The organism is Streptomyces zhihengii (assembly GCF_016919245.1).
GTDB lineage: Bacteria > Actinomycetota > Actinomycetes > Streptomycetales > Streptomycetaceae > Streptomyces > Streptomyces zhihengii.
In genome coordinates this window covers 4601956-4619582 of the sequence record NZ_JAFEJA010000001.1, presented here as the reverse complement: position 1 = coordinate 4619582, position 17627 = coordinate 4601956, and the positions used below count along the sequence as shown (strand labels likewise).

Below are 17627 nucleotides of genomic sequence, written 5' to 3'. Positions count from 1 at the left end.
GCAGCCCGGCCTGGCCCACCCCCAGGAGGGGACGCCGCACGGGCTGAAGTAGCCCGGGCCTGGTCCACCCCCAGGAGGGAACCCCGGACGGGCTGGAGCAGCCCGGGCTGGAGCGGCGCCCCGCGAGGGGGCTAGGAGTGGCCGAGGTCGTCGGAGGAGGGGTCCGTGTCCGTGGAGACGGACCCGCTGTCCCGCGCCGGCCGCAGCGGAAACTCGTCCACCGCCAGCGAATCCAGCACCGGCGGCGGCGGCACCGGCGGCTTCGGCATCACGGCCGCCTCCGAGTGCCCCCCGCACCCGTACGCGAGCGACACCACCCGCCCGTCCGCCGGCGAGAACTCGTTGGCGCAGATGCCGAACGCCTGTCGCAGCGACCCGCCGAGCGGGACGAGGAAGCCGCAGGACTGGCAGGAGGCCGGCGCGGCCTGTGCCATCGCCGTCTTCGGGCCGTAGGAGTCGTCCCAGCGGTCGGCCGCCGTGTGCAGGCCGTAGCGGGACAGGACCCGGGCGCGCCGCATCCCGAGTTCCTCGGCGAGTGCCGCGATCTGGCCGCGGCCGTCGCTGTCGGTCGCCTCGATGGCGGGGACGCGGTCCGTGAGCTCGGCGTCCTCCGCGTCGACGCGCTCGACGAGGTCGTGCGAGGGCGCGAGGACCGAGTTCGGCGGCGGGTCCTCGTCGCCGGTGTAGCCGGGCTCCAGGCGCAGGTCGTCCGCCTCGGTGGGCAGCAGGTCGCCGGGGCCCATGTCGCCGGGGCGCAGCCGCTCGCTCCAGGGCACCCACTCCGGGGCGAGGAGGGCGTCGGGCCCGGGCAGCAGGACGGTCTCGTCGAGGGTGACGACCTTCGCGCGGGAGGCGCGGGCGACGGTGACGGCCCAGCGCCAGCCCCGGTAGCCCGGCTCCTTGGACTCGAAGAAGTGGGTGACGACCCGGTCACCCTCGGAGACGAGGGATACGTGCTCGCCGACCACTCCCGGGGCCGCGGCCTCTTCGGCCGCCTCCCGGGCGAGGTCTACCGCCTCGGCGCACAGGCGGTCGGGGGTACGGCTTCGCGTCGTCGCAGCACTCACAGGTCTCGCTTCTCTCCTACGCGTTCTCACGGGTGCGCCTGTCGTCCGGGTGATCCGGGGCGGTGGGCGGAGCGGACCTGAGGGCCGCATCGACGTCCACGCCCGGACCGAACCGTTTCCGGGCGCACCTGACGTCATCCATTCTGCGGGATGCCGAAGAGGCGCGCGGCCGGGAACAACCGCCGGTGGCGCGCTACGCACGCTACCCCCTTCACGGCCCCCCGCCCACCTGCCCGTCCCAAGAGGGGAGACGAGACGGGAGCGGAAGGCGTGCGGGACGGGTGCCGGGCGCGGACCGAAGGAGCCCGCGACAGAGGCCGATCACGGGGCGGACGGCACCGTGGACGCGGCCCGAAAGGGCGTCAGGAAATTCTCCGGCGCCTCGCCGCCGCGCACGGTGCCGCGGACGGACACGCCGCGCCACCGAAGCGGATCACGGTTCGCGGCGGCGGCCGTTGGGGCACTATGACGACGTGGCAACCGCGAGGTCGTCCGACGACGCCGGGCCGCTGCGACGAGCGGGCCGGGCGGTCGGGCGTGCCCTGCGCCGGCCCTTCACCGGCACCGCGCGCGGCATCCGCAAGGCGACGCACGCGCACGGCGCGGGCGAGTCGGGGCTCGGGAAGCTGATCGAGCTGCACGCGGTGAACGGCGCCGGCGACGTCATGATCACCGTCGCGCTCGCGTCGACGGTCTTCTTCTCCGTGCCGACCGACGAGGCACGCGGCCGGGTCGCCCTGTACCTGGCCGTCACCATGGCGCCGTTCACGCTGCTCGCCCCCGTCATCGGTCCGCTGCTCGACCACATCCCGCACGGCCGGCGCGCGGCGATGGCGGGCGCGATGATCGCCCGGGCGCTGCTGGCGATCCTGATGTCCACCGCCGTGGCGACGGGCGGTCTGGAGCTGTATCCGGCCGCGCTGGGCGTCCTGGTGTCGTCCAAGGCGTACGGCGTGGTGCGCAGCGCCGTCGTGCCGCGTCTGCTGCCACCGAAGTTCTCGCTGGTGAAGGCGAACTCACGGGTGACGCTCGCCGGGCTGCTGGCGACGGGCATCGCCGCGCCCATCGGCGCCGGGCTCCAGCAGATCGGGCCGCAGTGGCCGCTGTACGGGGCGTGCGCGCTGTTCGTGCTCGGGGCGTACTGGGCGTTCACGATGCCGCCGAAGGTGGACTCGGCGAAGGGCGAGCGCAAGGCGCACATGCTCACCCACGGCGAGAAGAAGCCGAGCCTGCGGACGGTGGGGCCCTCGGTGCTGCACGGCCTCCAGGCGAACGCGGCGCACCGGGCGCTCTCCGGGTTCCTGATCTTCTTCCTGGCGTTCCTGCTGCGGGAGCATCCGCTGGCCGGGCAGTCGGCGGCGGTCTCGCTGGGGATAGTGGGCGTGGCGGCGGGCGCCGGGAACGCCCTCGGCACGGCGGTGGGCGCGTGGCTCAAGGCCCGCGGCCCCGAGATGATCATCGTGACGATGCTGACGCTGGTACTGACGGCCGCGGTCCTCGCCGCGGTGTTCTTCGGCGCCGGCATGGTGGCGGTGCTCGCCGCGGCGGCGGGGTTCTCGCAGGCGCTGTCCAAGCTGTCGCTGGACGCGCTGATCCAGCGCGACGTGCCGGAACAGGTGCGCACCTCGGCGTTCGCGCGCTCGGAGACGCTGTTGCAGATGGCGTGGGTGGCGGGCGGCGCCATCGGGATCGCGCTGCCGCTCAACGGGGTGGTCGGCATGTCGGTGGCCGCCGGGATCGTGGCCATGGGCGCGCTGGCGGCGGACCGCGGCCTGCTCACGGCCGCCCGCCGCGGCGGCGGCGGCACCGGCAGCGGCGCCCGCCCCCGGGTCGCCTGAACACCTGTTCCCCGGCGCCCCGGACGCCCTTCACCGGCGCGCCGGACACCCTTCACCGGCGCGCGACCGAGTGACCGCCCAGGTCCGCCCGAAAGCCTGTTCCCCGGGCGACCCGAGCCGACTGCCCGAGCCGACTGCCCGGGTCGCCGAGCCGCTGCCCAGGTCCGCCCGAAAGCCTGTTCCCCGGGCGACCCGAGCCGCTGCTCCCGGTCGCCGAGCCGCTGCCCCGGTCCGCCCCAAAGCCTGCTCCCCGGGCGACCCGAGCCGCTGCTCCCGGTCGCCGAGCCGCTGCCCCGGTCCGCCCCAAAGCCTGTTCCCCGGGCGACCCGAGCCGCTGCTCCCGGTCGCCGAGCCGCTGCCCCCTGCGACCCGAGGCGACTGCCCGGGTCGCAGGAGCCCGCTGCCGGGCGACCTGAACGCCCGCCCCCAGGCGGCCCGAAGGGCCGTTCCCGCGGCCGGTGGGCCGGGCCGGCGGGGCGGGAGGCGACACGCGCGGGGCGGCGGGGCGGGGCGCGGAGGGCGGGCCGGGGCCTGCGGCGCGGCTCCGGGGCGGCGGGCCGGCCGGCCCGCACCGGGGCGGGCGGACCCGCGACGGCGGGGCGCCCCGGCGCGGTTGGGCGGGCGGGCCGGCCACGGCGTACGGCGGGCCGGGCCGCCCCGCGGCGGGCGCCGCGGCGCCCCGGGGGCGTGCATCCCCGTGGGGGCAAAGGCGCGGCGCGCCGTACCCCCGCGACGCGCGGCCGACCGGGACCGATAGCCTTCGGGCCATGACCGTTGCGTTCTACTCCGGCAGGCGCCGCCGGGCCGCCGCCGCTCTCGGTGCCGTGTCCGCCGGGCTTCTCGTCCTCTCCGCCTGCGACAAGCCGACCCCGCTCGTGACTGTGACGGTCGGGACGGAGTCCGTCCACGCAGAGGCGACCTGCTACAACGACGGCGAGGCGATCAAGGAGTCCGAGGTGCAGAAGTGCCTCACCCAGGGCACTCCGACCAAGATCGACTTCGCGCTCGACGACAAGGTCCGCATCGGCGTCGACCCCGAGATCGCCGAGAACGGCTGGACGCTCCTCTTCGGCGCGCAGCCGGTGGAGCAGGAGCCGTACAAGAAGACGTACCGGACCATCCCGGGCAACGCCTTCTTCTCCTCGCAGACCGGCGAACCGACCACCAAGGCCGACGTCAACATCATGGAGACGAACGGCACCAAGGTCATCGGGATCTACCGGTTCCAGTTCGAGAAGTCCTCCTGACCGGCAGGACCTCGCCATGCGCGTACTCGTCGTGACCGCCGTGGCGGCGGAGGCCGAAGCCGTCGCCGCCACGGGGGACACGGGCACCCTCCCGAGGGGCGGGTACACGCTCACCAGGGCGCCCGGCCTGGACGTCCTGGCCGCCGGCGTCGGACCGGCCGCCGCCGCGGCCGCCACGGCGACGGCGCTGACCCTGGCCGACGAGCCGTACGCGCTCGTCGTGTCCGCCGGGATCGGCGGCGGCTTCACCGGCCGCGCGCCCCTCGGCTCGCTCGTCGTCTCGGACGCGATCGTCGCCGCCGACCTCGGCGCCGACACCCCCGACGGCTATCTGCCCGTCGACGAACTCGGCTTCGGCCGCACCGTGCACCACCCGCCCGCCGCGCTGTCCGCCCGCGCCGCCGAGGCGCTGGGCGCGGCCCACGCGCCGGTGCTGACCGTCTCCACGGTGACCGGCACGGCCGCCCGCGCCGCCGAACTGGCGGTCCGTCACCCCCGGGCGGCGGCCGAGGCGATGGAGGGATTCGGCGTGGCCGAGGCGGCCGCGGCGCACGGGGTGCCCGTCCTCGAGATCCGCGCGGTCTCCAACGCCGTCGGCCCGCGCGACCGCGCCGCCTGGCGCATCGGCGACGCGCTCGCCGCGCTGCGCGACGGCTTCGGCCGGCTCACCCCCGTACTCCAGGAGCACCTGTGACCCTGCAGATCGCCTACTCGCCCTGCCCGAACGACACCTTCGTCTTCGACGCCTGGGCGCACGGACGGGTGCCGGGGGCGCCCGCGCTGGACGTGACCTTCGCCGACATCGACATCACCAACGGCATGGCGGAGCGCGGCGAGTACGACGTGCTCAAGGTGTCGTACGCGGTGCTGCCGTGGGTGCTGGACGACTACACCCTGCTGCCCTGCGGCGGCGCGCTGGGCCGCGGCTGCGGGCCGCTGGTGCTGACCCGGGAGCCCGGGGTGGACCTGAAGGGCCGCACCGTCGCCGTGCCGAGCGAGCGCTCCACCGCGTACCTGCTGTTCCGGCTGTGGGCGGCCGACGCCGTGCCGGGTGGGATCGGCGAGGTGGTCGTGATGCCGTTCCACGAGATCATGCCGGCGGTGCGCGACGGCAAGGTGGACGCCGGGCTCGTCATCCACGAGGCCCGCTTCACCTACCAGCAGTACGGTCTGCACTCGCTCGCCGACATGGGCGAGCACTGGGAGACGACGACCGGACTGCCCATCCCGCTCGGCGCGATCATCGCCAAGCGGTCCCTGGGCGCGGAGACCCTGCGGCTGCTCGCCGAGTCGGCCCGCACCTCGGTGCGCATGGCGTGGGACGACCCGGAGGTCTCCCGCCCGTACGTGCTGGCGCACGCGCAGGAGATGGACCCGGCCGTGGCCGACCAGCACATCGGCCTGTACGTGAACGAGTTCACCCACGACCTCGGGGTGGACGGCTACGCGGCCGTGCGCGGGCTGCTGACCCGGGCGGCGGCCGAGGGGCTGGTGCCGCCCCTCGGCCCGGACGCGCTCTCCTTCGTCTGAGCGCGCACGGCCACCGGGTGCGGCGCGGCGGGTGCCGTGCGGTGCGGCGGGGCCGTGCGCCGGACGGGAGCCGTGCTCAGGACGCGGGCCGTGCGGTGCGGCTGCACGACGAACGCGGTGCGGCGGTGAGCGTGGGGGCGGGCGGCTGCGGCGGGCTGCGGCGGGGGCTCAGACGTCGAGCTGGTCGGCGACCGCGCGCAGCAGGCCGGCGATCTTCTTGCCCTGCGTCTTCTCGGGGTAGCGGCCGCGCTCCAGCATCGGCGTGATGTTCTCCAGCAGCGTCGTCAGGTCCTGCACGATGGAGGCCAGCTCGTCGGGCTTGCGGCGCTGGGCCGCGGCCACCGACGGGGTCGGGTCGAGCAAGGTCACCGACAGCGCCTGGTCACCGCGCTGACCGGCCACGACGCCGAATTCGACGCGCTGACCGGGCTTGAGCACGTCGACTCCGGACGGGAGCACGGAGGAGTGGACGAAGACGTCACCGCCGTCGTCGCGGGAGAGAAAGCCGAAGCCCTTCTCGCTGTTGAACCACTTGACCTTGCCGGTAGGCACGTCTGTCCTCGTCCTCGTACTCGTGGGGCGCTGGGGGCACCGCATGTCGGGCGCCGAAAAACGGCTCTGGATAGCACTACAGCGGGTCGCCTGACCCGCCACCCCCAAGGCTAATGGTCCAGAGGCTGGTGACAAGACGTCCCCGATCGGTTCCTACGCGCAAGGGAATACCCTGGCCGAATGACTGCTACTCCTCAGGCCACGGCTCCCGCGCCGGGCGACGGACTGGTGCGCGTCGGCGCGATCGTCTTCATCGTCGGCGCGGTGGCCACCCTCGTCACCGTGGCCCCGCTGTTCCTGGGCACGGAACCGTTTCCGCCGGTCGCGTACGCGGTGTGCATGCTGATGGGCGTCGGGTTCGTGATCGCCGCGGCCGGGGTGCTGCGCTCGATCGCCGCGCAGCGGCGACAGGCCGGATCCGGTCGTTCCTGACCGGTCCGCGCCCGGGCCGGTCCCCGGCCGGGGCCGACCCGGCCCGGGCTAGGTGTATTGCCCTGTGAGGTTGGGGACGTGGCTGGCGGGTGGGTTGCCTGCGAGTGCGGTGTGTCCGCGGTGGTGATTGTAGAAGTGCAGCCAGTCCGGGAACGCGTCGCGTCGTGCCTGCTCTGACCGGTAGGGGCGGGCGTAGGCCCACTCGTCCAGCAGGGTGCGGTTGAAGCGTTCGACTTTGCCGTTGGTCTGGGGTCGGTAGGGCCGGGTTCGCTTGTGGGTGATCCCGGCCGCCGCGAGTGCGTCGCGCCAGTCACGGGAGCGATAGCAGGAGCCGTTGTCCGTCAGGACACGTTCGACGGTGATCCCTGCACCGGCGAAGAACTTCTCGGCTCGTGTCCAGAAGGCGGTCGCGGTCTCTTTGCGCTCGTCGGGGTGGATCTCGCTGTAGGCGAGGCGGGAGTGGTCGTCGACGGCGGTGTGGAGGTAGCTGTAGCCGGCGTTCTTGCGGGTTCTGCGGCCGGCCTGGCGGCCGAGGACCTTGTGGCCGCCGCCGTCGGGGATGTTGCCGAGCTTCTTGATGTCCACGTGGACGAGTTCGCCGGGCCGTTCGCGTTCGTAGCGGCGTATGACGCGGCCGGTGGCGCGGTCCAGATGAGTCAGCCGGGCCAGCCCGAACCGGGTCAGGACCCGGTGCACGGTCGAGGGCACGAGGTCCAGCAGGTGGGCGATGCGGGCCGGTCCCCAGCGGCGAAGGAGGCGGACTTTGATGATCCGGCGTTCGGTGCGGGTCGGTGTCCGGCGCGGGCTGTGGCGGGGGCGGGACGAACGGTCGGTCATGCCGGCGTCGCCGAGCGTCCGGTAGCGCTCGGCCCACCGCTGGGCGGTGGTCGGTGAGACCTGGAAGCGTTCCGCGGCCCGGCGAAGAGGCCAGCCGTCCTCGACCACGCAGCGGGCCAGGCGAAGGCGTCCGGTCTCGGTCAGGGGTGCATTACGGTGGGGCACGAGGGCCTTTCTGGTCGGTGCAGACGTCGCAATCCACACCGAACCCGGAAGGCCCTCACCCGTTCAACCCGCCTCAGCCGAGACCTGCATCACCCGTCCACAACCTCCCTGGACAGAACAGCTAGGCCGGCCTGACGGACCCGTTGCGCGCGTACTCCGCCAGCCAGGCCGGGAACGCCGTGAGGTCGTCGAGGACGACGTCGGCGCCGGCCTCGCGCAGGGTGTCGCGGTCGCAGGGGCCGGTCGGCACGGCCACCGAGCAGGCGCCCGCGACGCGCGCGCCCCGCACGTCGCCGACGTGGTCGCCCACGTACACGCTCGCGCCGTGCTCGCGCAGCGCCTCCGCCTTGGCCTCCGCCCACAGCCAGCCGATCGTCTCGTCCGGCTCGATGCCGAGGTGGGCGAGGTGCAGCTTGGCGTTCGGCTCGTGCTTGGCCGTCACGACGATCGCCCGCCCGCCGACGGCCCGCACCGCCTCGATCGCCTCCCGCGCACCGGGCATGGCGAGCGTCGGCTCGATCGCGTACTCCGGGTAGACGGCGCGGTAGCGGTCGCCCATCTCCTGGATCCGGTCCTCCGGGAACCAGTGCGCCAACTCCTGCTCCAGCGGCGGCCCGAGGCGCGTGACGGCGAGATCCGCGTCTATCCACACCCCGGTCTCGGCGGAGAGCGCCCGGTAGGCGGCGTGGATGCCGGGGCGGGAGTCGATGAGGGTCATGTCGAGGTCGAAGCCGACGGTGAGGGTGGGGGTGGGGTGTGTGGTCATGCCACCCATTGTGCCGAGCCCGGGGGCTCGGCCCCCGGGACGGCCCGCCCCGCACCGGACCCCGGTGGCGCGCACGGGGCCGGTGCGCCCCGGTGGCCCCGGCACCGCGCTGCGCACGGTGTCCTCAAACGCCGGACCTTTCAGCCTCGCCGGCGATTGAGGCGCGGGGCGCGGGGCGGAGCCCCGCCGGACCCGGATACGCACTCGGGGCGCGTGCACCCCGGTGGCCCCGGCACGGCCTACGGCCGTGTCCTCAAACGCCGGACGGGCTGGAGTTGCCCCGCTTCGAGGGCCGCGTGCCTGCGGGCTGGCTTTCAGCCTCGCCGGCGATTGAGGCGCGGGGTGCGGGGCAGAGCCCCGCAGGACCCGGATACGCACACGGGGCGCGTGCACGCTGGTGGCCCCGGCACGGCCTACGGCCGTGTCCTCAAACGCCGGACGGGCTGAAAAGCACACCCCGAGCAGGGCACGCCGCACGGGCCGAAAAGGCACACCCCGTGCAAGCCACGCCGGACGGGCTGAAAGGCGCACCCCGCACAAGCCACGCCGGACGGTCCGAAAAGGCGCACCCCGAGCACAAGCCACGCCGGACGGCCGAGGAGGCCCGCCGCCGGGGGGGGGGGGGACCCCCCGGGATGAGGGCGGCGGGTGGGCTACAGAGGCCCTCGGGGGCGGGCGTGCCAGAGGAGGTAGAGGGCCGTGGCGACGGCCGCGGACTTCAGGACCCAGGGCCACGTCCCCGTCAGCGCGTCCCGCATCGCCCCCTCCGCCACCGCCTCCCCCCAGCGCCCGTTGACGCGGCCCCACAGCCAGAGCACCCCGCCCGCGAGCGCCGCGCCGGGGAGGACGAAGACGGCGACCTTCGTCTGGGCCGGGTTCAGGCGGCGGGAGCCGTACGCGATGAGCCAGCCGCCGGCGAGCGGGATCAGCGAGCCGAACGCCGCCCCGCCGAGGAGCAGCGCCGCGCCCAGCAGGAGCACCGGGTTCCCGAGCCGCAGCCCGGTCCCGGAGGCCGCCGCCACCGGCACGGCCTCCGCTCGGCGGCGCAGCCGCAGCCGCAGCCGGCGGCGGCCCGTCCCGGTCTCCTCGGCCTCCGTGGCCTCGGGGTCGCCGTCGCCGTCCTCGGGGTCCTCGGACTCGTCCTCGCGCGGCGGGCGCAGTATCTCCGGGACCTCGACGCCGCCGACGAAGCCGGCCACCCGGTCCCCCGGCCCGAACGGTGCCGGGTCGATGCGCCACCAGTCCGGTTCCGAGCCGGACGGCCCGAGTTCGTCGGTGCCCGCGAGGTGCGGCGGCGAGGCGGCCTGCGCGGGCGGCGGGGCCTCGGGCGTACGGGGGCGCGGGGCGCGGAAGCGCAGGCGCTGGCGGGGCACCGGCGGTTCGTCCGCCGCGGGCTCCGCGGGTCGGTGGGCGGGCGGCGCGGGCGGGGCCGTCGGCGGCGCGCCGCCGCCGTCCTCCGCGGCGGCGGCGACGACTTCGTCCGGCGTGCCCAGCCGTCCGAGGATGCGGCGCACCCCCGCCGGGCTGTTCCCGCCGACCTTGTTCCGCTGGCGGTCGATCTCGCCCCGCAGCGTGGTCACCAGGCGCATGCGCGACCCGGACGGGAGCTGGGCCTGCTGGGCCAGGTCCCCGACCCGGCTCAGATAGTCGAAGACGAGCTGGTCGCTCTCGATCCCCACGGACGTTCCCCTGCTGTTCCCAGCGTGACGCTCGAATGTTCCAGCGTGACGCTGCCGGCGTGCGCGACGAGGAGCGACCGGGGCCGCCCTGCCCCCGACGGTAGCGTTCCAGCGGCTACCGTGGGGCGGATGGGGACGATGCCCGATTCACGTGGCGGCTCGCAGGCCGGCCGTACCGCGCCGCGCACGCTCGCCGAGGCGCTGCGCGCCCGCGCCGACGACGAGCTGGCCGCGCTGCTGCGCGCGCGCCCCGATCTGCTGAGCCCGGTGCCGAACGACGTCACCCAGCTCGCCACCCGGGCCGGCACCCGCGCCTCCGTGGTGCGCGCGCTGGAGCGGCTCGACCGGTTCGCGCTCCAGACCGCCGAGGCGCTGGCCGTGGCCTCGGACCCGGCGCCGTACGGGGAGTTGCTCGGTCTGCTGACCGGCGACGAACCGGTGCCCGAGGTCGCGGCGGCGCTGCCGGGCGCGCTGGCCGAGCTGCGGCGCCAGGCGCTGGTGTGGGGCGAGGACGACCGGCTCCGACTGGTGCGCACCGCGCGGGAGTTGCTCGCCCCGCAGCCCACCCGCCCCTCGCCCACGGGGCTGGGGCCGACGGTCGCCGAGGCGACGGCGGGCATGTCGCCGGGCAGGCTCCAGGAGATCGTCGCGGAGGCCGGGCTGCCGGCCACCCATGACCCGGTGTCGGCGGTCGCCGCGCTGACGTCGCTGTTCACGGACCGGGAGCGGATGGCGCGGCTGCTGGACACGGCGCCGTCCGAGGCCCTCTCGGTGCTGGACCGGCTGGTGTGGGGCCCGCCGTACGGCGAGGTGACGGCCTCGCCCGCGCCGCCGGTGCGGTGGCTGCGGGACCGGGGGCTGCTGCTGCCCGCGTCGCCCCGGACGGTGGTGCTGCCGAGGGAGGCGGCGCTGCATCTGCGGGCGGGCCGGGCGCACCGCACGCCCGAACCGGTGCCGCCCGCCGTCGTGGTGGCGGCCGAACGCCGTCCACAGGTTGTGGACAGCGCGGCGGCCGGGCAGGCGTACACGGCCCTGGCGACGGTCGAGGACCTGCTGAAGGACTGGCACGAGGGCGGCCCGGCGGTCCTGCGCGCGGGCGGCCTGTCCGTACGGGACCTCAAGCGCACCGCGGCGGCGCTCGACACCACGGAGCCGCTGGCCGCATTCTGGCTGGAACTCACCTATGCGGCGGGCCTGCTGGCCTCGGACGGCGAGGTGGACGAGCGGTACGCGCCGACCCCCGCGTACGACGAGTGGCTGGAGCTGCCCGCGGCCCGGCGGTGGGCGGTGCTGGCGACCGCCTGGCTGGCGGCGACCCGCACCCCGGGGCTGGTCGGCGGGCAGGACTCCAAGGGGCGCACGCTCTCCGCGCTCGGTCCGGAGCTGGACCGCTCGGCCGCGCCGGAGGTCCGCCACCGGGTGCTCCGGCTGCTGGCCGCGCTCCCCGACGGCGCCGCGCCCGACCCCCGGTCGCTCCAGGACCGGCTGCGGTGGGAGCGTCCGCTGCGCGGGGACGCCCTGGGCACCGGCGCCCGGGACCTGAGGGCGCGGCTGACCGAGTGGACGCTGTCGGAGGCGGAACTGCTCGGCATCACGGGCCGGGGCGCGCTGGCGGCCCCCGCGCGGGCGCTGCTCGGCGGCGCGGACGACGACGCCGACGGCTCGGGCACGGCGGACGACGGCACCGGGTCGGGCACGGCGGACTACGGCACCGGGTCGGGCACCGGCACCCGCACCGGTACGGGCAGAGACACTGGCACCGGCAGAGGCACCGGCGGCGCGGGGGACGACGCGCGCCGGGCGCACGCCGTCGCCCTGCTCACGCCGCTGCTGCCCGAACCGCTCGACCACGTCCTGCTCCAGGCCGACCTCACCGCCGTCGCCCCCGGGCCGCTGGAGCGCCCGCTCGCCGAGGCCCTCTCCGTGCTCGCGGACGTCGAGTCGAAGGGCGGCGCGACGGTCTACCGCTTCACCCCCGGGTCGGTGCGCCGGGCGCTGGACGCCGGCCGGAGCGCGTCCGACCTGCACGCCTTCCTCGCCGCGCACTCCCGTACGCCGGTGCCGCAGCCGCTCAGCTATCTGATCGACGACGTGGCCCGGCGGCACGGCCATCTCCGGGTCGGCGCCGCCTCCGCGTACGTGCGCTGCGACGACGAGACCGTCCTCGGGGAGATCCTGGCCGACCGGCGCTCGCAGGGCCTCGGCCTGCGCCGGCTCGCGCCCACCGTGCTCGCCGCCCGGACGGACCCGGCGGCCCTGCTGGAGGGGCTGCGCTCCCTCGGCTACGCCCCGGCCGCCGAGTCGGCCGAGGGCGATGTGCTGATCACCCGCGCCCACGCCCGGCGCACGCCCCCGCGCACGGCGCCGGTGCCCGTGCCGGACGGCCCTCCGCTGCCCGACCGGACGCTGCTGGGCGCCGCGGTGAAGGCGATCCGGGCCGGCGACCTGGCGGCCACCGTCGAGCGCCGGCCGGCGGGCGCGGGCGCCTCGGCGCCGCCGGCCGACGGCGAGCTGCCGCGCACCACGGCCGCGGAGACCCTGGCCACCGTCCAGGCGGCGGCGCTGACGGGCTCGGCGCTGTGGATCGGCTATGTGAACGCGGACGGCGCGGCCAGCCAGCGGGTGATCGCCCCGGTGCGGGTGGAGGGCGGCTTCGTGACGGGCTACGACCACACGGCGGACGAGGTCCGCACGTATCCGCTGCACCGCATCACGGGCGTCGCCGAGCTGGTGGAGGACTGACGCCCCGGCCCCCGCGGGGCGGACCCCGCCCGCACCGGGCAATCATGCGGCACACTGGAGGTTTGGCCTCGTCGAAGGCTCGAACCGAAAGGGCGCAGGCGTGAACGGTCCCCTCATCGTCCAGAGCGACAAGACACTTCTCCTCGAAGTCGACCACGAACTGGCCGACGCCTGCCGTCGCGTCATCGCCCCCTTCGCCGAACTGGAGCGCGCGCCGGAGCACATCCACACCTACCGGGTCACCCCGCTCGGCCTGTGGAACGCGCGGGCCGCCGGGCACGACGCCGAGCAGGTGGTGGACGCGCTGGTCGAGTACTCGCGCTACCCCGTGCCGCACGCGCTGCTCGTCGACATCGCCGAGACGATGGCCCGCTACGGCCGGCTGACCCTCAGCAAGCACCCCACCCACGGGCTCGTCCTCACCACCACCGACCGGCCGGTGCTGGAGGAGATCCTGCGGTCCAAGAAGATCCAGCCGCTGGTCGGCACCCGGATCGACCCGGACACGGTGGCCGTGCACCCCTCGGAGCGCGGGCAGATCAAGCAGACCCTGCTGAAGCTGGGCTGGCCCGCCGAGGACCTGGCCGGCTACGTGGACGGCGAGGCCCACCCCATCGACCTGGCCGAGGACGGCTGGGCGCTGCGCCCCTACCAGACCCAGGCCGTGGAGGGCTTCTGGCACGGCGGCTCCGGTGTCGTCGTGCTGCCGTGCGGCGCGGGCAAGACCCTCGTCGGCGCGGGTGCGATGGCGCAGGCGAAGGCCACGACCCTGATCCTCGTCACCAACACCGTCTCCGCCCGGCAGTGGAAGCACGAGCTGGTGAAGCGGACGTCGCTGACCGAGGACGAGATCGGCGAGTACAGCGGGACGAAGAAGGAGATCCGCCCCGTCACCATCGCCACCTACCAGGTGCTGACGACCCGGCGGAAGGGCGTCTACCCGCACCTGGAGCTGTTCGACTCCCGCGACTGGGGCCTGATCGTCTACGACGAGGTGCACCTGCTGCCCGCGCCGGTCTTCAAGTTCACCGCCGACCTCCAGGCGCGGCGGCGGCTCGGTCTGACCGCGACGCTGGTGCGCGAGGACGGCCGGGAGTCGGACGTCTTCTCGCTGATCGGCCCCAAGCGCTTCGACGCCCCCTGGAAGGAGATCGAGGCGCAGGGCTACATCGCGCCCGCGGACTGCGTCGAGGTCCGGGTCAACCTCACCGACTCGGAGCGCCTCGCGTACGCGACGGCCGAGACGGAGGAGAAGTACCGCTTCTGCGCGACGACGGCCACCAAGCGGAAGGTGACCGAGCGGCTGGTGCGCAAGCACGCCGGCCAGCAGATCCTCGTCATCGGCCAGTACATCGACCAGCTCGACGAGCTCGGCGAGCACCTGGACGCGCCGGTGATCAAGGGCGAGACGCCGAACTCGCAGCGCGAGAAGCTCTTCGACGCGTTCCGCAACGGCGAGATCAGCGTGCTGGTGGTGTCCAAGGTCGCGAACTTCTCGATCGACCTGCCCGAGGCCACGATCGCGATCCAGGTCTCCGGCACCTTCGGCTCGCGCCAGGAGGAGGCCCAGCGGCTCGGGCGGGTGCTGCGCCCGAAGGCGGACGGCCACAAGGCGCACTTCTACTCGGTGGTCGCACGCGACACGATCGACCAGGACTTCGCCGCCCACCGGCAGCGGTTCCTCGCCGAGCAGGGCTACGCGTACCGGATCGTCGACGCGGACGACCTGCTGGCGGACTCGGGCGAACCGGCCTGACGCCGGGCCGCGGGGCGGGCCGTCCCGGGGGCGGTCCGGGGACCGGCTGTTCCGGGGCGCTCGCGGCGGGGGCGGGCGGGGGTCAGCGGCGGCGGACGCCCGCCTCCTGCGCGTACTCGCCGAGGACGGCCACCGAGAACACCGTCTCGGCGAAGACCTTGACCGCGCGCAGCACGTTGCCGACGCGGTGGCGGGGGTGGGAGACGGTTCCGGTGGCCGTGGCACCGCGGTGCGGGGCGCCGCCGGGGGCCGGGGTGCCTGGGGTGAAGGTCGCTGTGCTCATGTCTCCATGGTGTCCCTTTTCACCCGTACGGAGCATCGGCCCGTGGACCGAACCGCGGGCGGCGCCGTGTACGACTCGGGACAGACGCCCACCCCGCCGGGTCCCCATCAAGGAGGAGGCGCGACCCCGAGTCCCCCCGGGGACCTCCTGGCCCACCCGCCCCGCCCCGGCCCGCCCCCGTGGAAAACCGTTCGCCCCGGCCCGGGGCGGTGACTACAATCGCGAGCTTGCCCGGCTTCGGCCGGGATCCCCCGCCTCCCGCCGAGGAGCGCCGCCGCCCGGACGGAAACCGGCCGGCTCGCCATGTTCGTGATCACGAAGCACCCAGCCCGGAGGCAACCCGTGCCCGCGCACGTCCCCGCACCCTCGACGCCGCTCCCGCCGTCGACGTCCCCCACCGCCGCGCAGTCCGACGAAGCCCCGCGTTCCGACGAGGCCCCGCAGTCCGACGAGACCCCGCGGCCCGACGGCGGTCCGGGGGCCGTCGACGGCGGTCCGCTCGGGCGCGAACGCGCGCACCTGGCGGCGTCCCGCTCGGCGCTGCGCGCGATGCGCGAGGACGTCCAGGCGCTCGACATCCGCGACGTCACCGCGAACTGGGTCAACGCGGCGGTGCTGGAGGCCCAGATCGACGAGCGGGTGAAGGCGCTGGCCGACCTCGCGCACACCCCCCTGTTCTTCGGCCGCCTCGACTACCTCCACTCCGCCCAGGAGGGCCAGAGCTTCTACATCGGCCGCCGCCACGTCCACGACGCCGAGGGCGACCCGATGGTCGTCGACTGGCGCGCGCCCGTCTCGCAGCCGTTCTACCGGGCGTCCCGCAAGGACCCCCAGGACGTGGGCCTGCGGCGGCGCTTCGGCTACACCGCCGGGGACCTCACCGCGTACGAGGACGAGCACCTGACCGACCCCGCCGAGGCCGAGCAGACCTCGAAGCTGCTCCAGGCCGAGATCGAACGGCCGCGTGTCGGTCCGATGCGGGACATCGTGGCGACGATCCAGCCCGAGCAGGACGAGATCGTCCGCAGCGGGCTGTCCGGCTCGGTCTGCGTCCAGGGCGGTCCGGGCACCGGGAAGACGGCCGTGGGCCTGCACCGGGTGGCGTACCTGCTCTACGCGCACCGGGAGCGCCTGGCCCGCACCGGCACGCTCGTCATCGGGCCGAACCGCTCCTTCCTCCACTACATCGAGCAGGTCCTGCCCGCGCTCGGCGAGCTGGAGGTGCGGCAGGCGACCGTCGACGACCTGGTCGCCCATGTCGAGGTGCGCGGCGCCGACGAGGCCCCCGCGGCGGTCGTGAAGGGCGACGCCCGCATGGCGCGGGTGCTGCGCCGGGCGATCCGCTCGCATGTGACGCTGCCGACCGAGCCGGTCGTGGTCGTGCGCGGCTCGCGGCGCTGGCGGATCCCCGCGTACGAACTGGAGGAGATCGTCCGCGAGCTGCTGGACCGCGACATCCGCTACGGCGCCGCGCGCGAGGCGCTGCCGCAGCGGATCGCGCACGCCGTGCTGGTGCGGATGGAGCAGTCGGGCGAGGCCCCCGACGACCGCGTCCAGGACGCGGTGGCCCGCAACACGGCGGTCAAGGCGGCCGTGAAGGCGATCTGGCCGCCCGTCGAACCGGCGAAGCTGGTGCTCCGGCTGCTGTCGGACGCCACCTTCCTCGCGGAGCACGCGGAGGGCGAGCTGGACGCGGCGGAGCAGGCCGCGATCCTGATGGAGAAGCCGCCGCGCAGCGTGCGGACGGCGAAGTGGTCGGCGGCGGACGCGGTGCTGATCGACGAGGCGACCGATCTGGTGCGGCGCACCCACTCGCTGGGCCATGTCGTGCTCGACGAGGCCCAGGACCTGTCGCCGATGCAGTACCGCGCGGTGGGGCGCCGGTGCTCGACCGGCTCGGCGACCGTCCTCGGCGACCTGGCGCAGGGCACCACCCCGTGGGCGACGGGCTCATGGGCCCAGGCCCTGGCGCACCTCGGGAAGCCGGAGGCGGTGGTCGAGGAGCTGACGGCGGGCTTCCGCGTCCCCCGCGAGGTGATCGCCTACGCCTCCCGCCTGCTGCCGCACATGTCCCCCGGCCTGGCGCCGGTCTCCTCGGTGCGGGAGAACCCGGGCTCGCTGTCGGTCGACGCGGTCGCCGAGGCCGCGGACCTCGACGCGGCGGTGCTCGCCGCCTGTGCGCAGTCGCTGCGCCGGGAGGGCTCGATCGGCCTGATCGCGGCGGACGCCCGGATCCCGGTGCTGGCGGCCGCACTCACCGCCGCGGGGATGCCGTACCTCTCCCCGGGCGAGGAGACCACGGCCGAGTCCCGGCTGACGCTGGTGCCGGCCTCCCTGGCGAAGGGCCTGGAGTACGACTACGTCGTCCTCGACGAGCCGTCCGCGATCGTCTCGGGCGAACCGGACGAGCGCACCGGCCTCCGCCGCCTCTACGTCACCCTGACCAGGGCCGTCTCCGGCCTCGCCGTCCTCCACGCGACCCCGCTGCCCGCCCAGCTCTCCTGAGGACTGGCCGTGGGGGCGGGGCGCCGGCAAGCCCGCCCGGGGCGGCACGGCGGCACCCCGGGAGCTCGGCCGCGCGGGCGGTACGCGCGCCGCCACGGGACGGCCCCCGCGGGCCCGGCGGCGCCGGGGGCCCGGGGGGCCGGGGCAGGGCCGGGGGCACCGCAGGTGTTCGCCCGTGCGGGCGGTACGGGCGAAGCCCACGTGGCAGCACCCGGCGGCCGCGAGCGG

General features: G+C 75.3%; 14 protein-coding genes. 8 read left to right on the top strand and 6 right to left on the bottom strand.

All coding sequences use genetic code 11. The features are described 5' to 3' along the window. Nucleotides 1–131: 131 nt before the first annotated feature. Nucleotides 132–1067, bottom strand: a complete 936-nt coding sequence (locus tag JE024_RS19460; protein WP_205374803.1) for a DUF3027 domain-containing protein — start codon at nucleotides 1065–1067, stop codon at nucleotides 132–134. 473 nt (nucleotides 1068–1540) lie between these two features. Between JE024_RS19460 and JE024_RS19455 the strand changes: the two genes are divergently transcribed. From JE024_RS19455 to JE024_RS19440, 4 genes are all read left to right on the top strand, one after another. Then, entirely contained in the window at nucleotides 1541–2905 is a 1365-nt protein-coding gene (locus JE024_RS19455) for an MFS transporter (protein WP_205374802.1), read from the top strand. 767 nt (nucleotides 2906–3672) lie between these two features. Further along, nucleotides 3673–4152, top strand: coding sequence for a DUF2771 domain-containing protein (locus tag JE024_RS19450; RefSeq protein WP_205374801.1), 480 nt, complete (start codon nucleotides 3673–3675; stop codon nucleotides 4150–4152). A 16-nt stretch (nucleotides 4153–4168) separates the two neighbouring features. Beyond that, on the top strand, nucleotides 4169–4846 hold the full coding sequence (locus JE024_RS19445) for a futalosine hydrolase (protein WP_205374800.1): 678 nt from the start codon (nucleotides 4169–4171) through the stop codon (nucleotides 4844–4846). After that, on the top strand, nucleotides 4843–5682 hold the full coding sequence (locus JE024_RS19440; RefSeq protein WP_205374799.1) for a 1,4-dihydroxy-6-naphtoate synthase: 840 nt from the start codon (nucleotides 4843–4845) through the stop codon (nucleotides 5680–5682). The genes JE024_RS19445 and JE024_RS19440 overlap by 4 nt, the downstream gene beginning before the upstream one ends. Nucleotides 5683–5850: 168 nt before the next feature. Here the strand turns inward: JE024_RS19440 and JE024_RS41935 are convergent, their stop codons facing one another. After that, a complete protein-coding gene (locus JE024_RS41935) occupies nucleotides 5851–6234 on the bottom strand; it encodes a cold-shock protein (RefSeq protein ID WP_018847073.1) in 384 nt (127 codons plus the stop codon). A gap of 180 nt (nucleotides 6235–6414) precedes the next feature. On the opposite strand from JE024_RS41935, the gene JE024_RS19430 reads away from it, so the two are divergent. Continuing rightward, nucleotides 6415–6666 carry a hypothetical protein gene (locus JE024_RS19430; protein WP_205374798.1) on the top strand — a complete coding sequence of 84 codons (252 nt, stop codon included), beginning with the start codon at nucleotides 6415–6417 and terminating at the stop codon, nucleotides 6664–6666. Between the two features lie 48 nt (nucleotides 6667–6714). Here JE024_RS19430 and JE024_RS19425 read toward each other — a convergent pair whose 3' ends face one another. From JE024_RS19425 to JE024_RS19415, 3 genes are all read right to left on the bottom strand, one after another. Continuing rightward, nucleotides 6715–7668 (bottom strand): IS481 family transposase, encoded by a 954-nt coding sequence (locus JE024_RS19425; protein ID WP_205374797.1) that lies wholly within the window; start codon nucleotides 7666–7668, stop codon nucleotides 6715–6717. A 121-nt stretch (nucleotides 7669–7789) separates the two neighbouring features. Beyond that, entirely contained in the window at nucleotides 7790–8434 is a 645-nt protein-coding gene (locus JE024_RS19420; RefSeq protein ID WP_205374796.1) for an HAD family hydrolase, read from the bottom strand. 653 nt (nucleotides 8435–9087) lie between these two features. After that, a complete protein-coding gene (locus tag JE024_RS19415; protein ID WP_205374795.1) occupies nucleotides 9088–10113 on the bottom strand; it encodes a hypothetical protein in 1026 nt (341 codons plus the stop codon). Nucleotides 10114–10251: 138 nt separating this feature from the next. On the opposite strand from JE024_RS19415, the gene JE024_RS19410 reads away from it, so the two are divergent. Then, nucleotides 10252–12855, top strand: a complete 2604-nt coding sequence (locus JE024_RS19410) for a helicase C-terminal domain-containing protein (RefSeq protein ID WP_205374794.1) — start codon at nucleotides 10252–10254, stop codon at nucleotides 12853–12855. A 100-nt stretch (nucleotides 12856–12955) separates the two neighbouring features. After that, nucleotides 12956–14611 (top strand): DNA repair helicase XPB, encoded by a 1656-nt coding sequence (locus JE024_RS19405; protein WP_205374793.1) that lies wholly within the window; start codon nucleotides 12956–12958, stop codon nucleotides 14609–14611. An 82-nt stretch (nucleotides 14612–14693) separates the two neighbouring features. Here JE024_RS19405 and JE024_RS19400 read toward each other — a convergent pair whose 3' ends face one another. Then, on the bottom strand, nucleotides 14694–14894 hold the full coding sequence (locus tag JE024_RS19400) for a hypothetical protein (protein ID WP_205374792.1): 201 nt from the start codon (nucleotides 14892–14894) through the stop codon (nucleotides 14694–14696). Between the two features lie 342 nt (nucleotides 14895–15236). On the opposite strand from JE024_RS19400, the gene JE024_RS19395 reads away from it, so the two are divergent. Further along, nucleotides 15237–17399, top strand: coding sequence for a HelD family protein (locus JE024_RS19395; protein WP_372449818.1), 2163 nt, complete (start codon nucleotides 15237–15239; stop codon nucleotides 17397–17399). The last annotated feature ends 228 nt before the right edge of the window (nucleotides 17400–17627 follow it).

Coding starts and splice junctions, on each gene's coding strand:
- JE024_RS19410 (WP_205374794.1), top strand. CDS start 10,252: ATGCCCGATTCACGTGGCGGCTCGCAGGCCGGCCGTACCGCGCCGCGC.
- JE024_RS19450 (WP_205374801.1), top strand. CDS start 3,673: ATGACCGTTGCGTTCTACTCCGGCAGGCGCCGCCGGGCCGCCGCCGCT.
- JE024_RS19445 (WP_205374800.1), top strand. CDS start 4,169: ATGCGCGTACTCGTCGTGACCGCCGTGGCGGCGGAGGCCGAAGCCGTC.
- JE024_RS19430 (WP_205374798.1), top strand. CDS start 6,415: ATGACTGCTACTCCTCAGGCCACGGCTCCCGCGCCGGGCGACGGACTG.
- JE024_RS19420 (WP_205374796.1), bottom strand. CDS start 8,434: ATGACCACACACCCCACCCCCACCCTCACCGTCGGCTTCGACCTCGAC.
- JE024_RS19400 (WP_205374792.1), bottom strand. CDS start 14,894: ATGAGCACAGCGACCTTCACCCCAGGCACCCCGGCCCCCGGCGGCGCC.